This window comes from Gynurincola endophyticus (assembly GCF_003991195.1).
GTDB lineage: Bacteria > Bacteroidota > Bacteroidia > Chitinophagales > Chitinophagaceae > Gynurincola > Gynurincola endophyticus.
The window spans coordinates 1-1777 of record NZ_RCWL01000019.1 but is presented as its reverse complement, the minus strand read 5'-3'; the positions used below and the strand labels follow the sequence as shown (position 1 = coordinate 1777).

Annotated in this window: 2 protein-coding genes; both read left to right on the top strand. The window is 32.2% G+C overall.

What is annotated here, in order from left to right; translation table 11 throughout:
- On the top strand, window positions 1-976 hold a 976-nt coding region (locus D9O48_RS18655; protein ID WP_317127868.1), incomplete at its 5' end, for an RHS repeat-associated core domain-containing protein.
- Window positions 977-986: 10 nt separating this feature from the next.
- The gene (locus D9O48_RS18650; RefSeq protein ID WP_126974514.1) at window positions 987-1532 is read left to right on the top strand and encodes a hypothetical protein; all 546 of its coding nucleotides are present in this window, start codon (window positions 987-989) and stop codon (window positions 1530-1532) included.
- Window positions 1533-1777: the final 245 nt, after the last annotated feature.

Here is a 1777-nt window from a genome sequence, read left to right as displayed (position 1 = left end):
CAAGGAGAATGATGATGAGCTCAAGGGTGCAGGCAACCAGCAGGATTACGGCATGCGGATTTATGATCCGAGGTTGGGTAAGTTTTTGAGTGTGGATCCGTTGACAAAAGGTTTTCCACATTATACACCTTATCAATTTTCGGGGAATAGTCCAATATTAAATATTGATCTTGATGGTGCTGAAGAATATAATGCTATAAAGAGATTTCTAGACATTAATATAGACATGTCTCCAACTCCTTTAAAATATACAGGTGTAAGTGGTTTAGTAGTAAATACAACATATAATTTACATGGATACCCTGTTAATAATTTGTTTTTCTGGGAAAAAGTGATCGAGAAATATCCGAAATTCTTAGATTCATGGAATAGGGATAGGGTTTTAGTAGAAGGTAGATCTCCAATATTCACAGGTGCACTCAGTGCTCATTTAGAAAATTCAGGATTTGATGTTACAGGTCTGAAAATTGGAGAAGTAATTGATCATCACCATATAAATCAAAGTCGGGTCGCCACTCCGGTAACAAGGTCTGAGCATAAGAAAATTCCTGTACAAAAGAATGCTTCGGGTATTAAAATATCTAATAAGTTTGGTCGATTTTTTAAAGGCATGACTAATGTAATGACAAATATTGGATCTGAGTTTTCAGGATTGTTAACTGATAATCCTGATGCTACGATAAATCAATTTGGAAAGATGACTGTAGTAGGAAGGACTTATAAAAACGCTGAGTCTGGGCTATATTTTACTATAACTTCTTTACGAAAAGATGATATATCTGCAACTGCTAATTTTTGGATATATGGATCTCACGAATGGAATAAAGAACAAGGTAAATTTATTGGTGTGAATCCTGTTGGATATGGTACTCAATATCAAGAAAAAAGTGGGTATCAGCAAACTACTATTTATGATTTAAATGGGAATGTAAAATCTCATAGTACAAAAGGTCAAAAGAAGAAAGAAATAATGTAAATTATGAAAAATGAAATATTTTATAGAGGAGTTTAACCTATCCTTGCCTACAATAAGTCAATTGGAGGGAAAATTTAGGTCTGTAAAAGTTGATTACAGTACCGAAAAATTAAAAAAATATCAAGAAAATATGGTGCTAAAAATGACAGGCGAATATGATAATACTGAAAGTGTTCTTGATAATTTAATTTATGCTACGAATATAAGTAGTATTGGTATTGGACAGATTAATTTTTCTACTACAATATTCGAGATGGAGGGTAATTATCGAGAGTTTGCAACATATAATGATTTCTATAACTTTTGTTATAAAGAAGCCGAAGAGGGTATTTATATATTTGATCAAAGTTATGAGCAGAGCGAGCAGTTATGCCACTGTTTTGAAGACTTTCTTACTTTCTTGATCCATTATAATCGATGTGACAGAAGCAAAATGTTTGGAGTTAAATATTCTTCATCAGATAGTTTAAAGGTTCTAAATAATCTGGTAAATAAAGGGTTTTCACTCAATTGGATTAAAGAATTTATTCCATCTTTTTCTTTACTGGACTCTTAATTTGAAGTTTCCATAATCCTAAATTGGAGTAAAATCATTAGATACACCACTCTCGCGCCGGACTGTGTCCGGTGCTTAACCAAACACTCATTTTCGTAATAAGTAATTTTAAAACCGCTATAATATAGCGGTTTTTCTATTGTATAGCGGTAGGAAAGTGTATTTGGTAAAATGAAGAAAAAAATGTATCTTAATAAATAGACTCATCATTTTTTTAATTCACACTCTTTTATCTTCCGTTCATT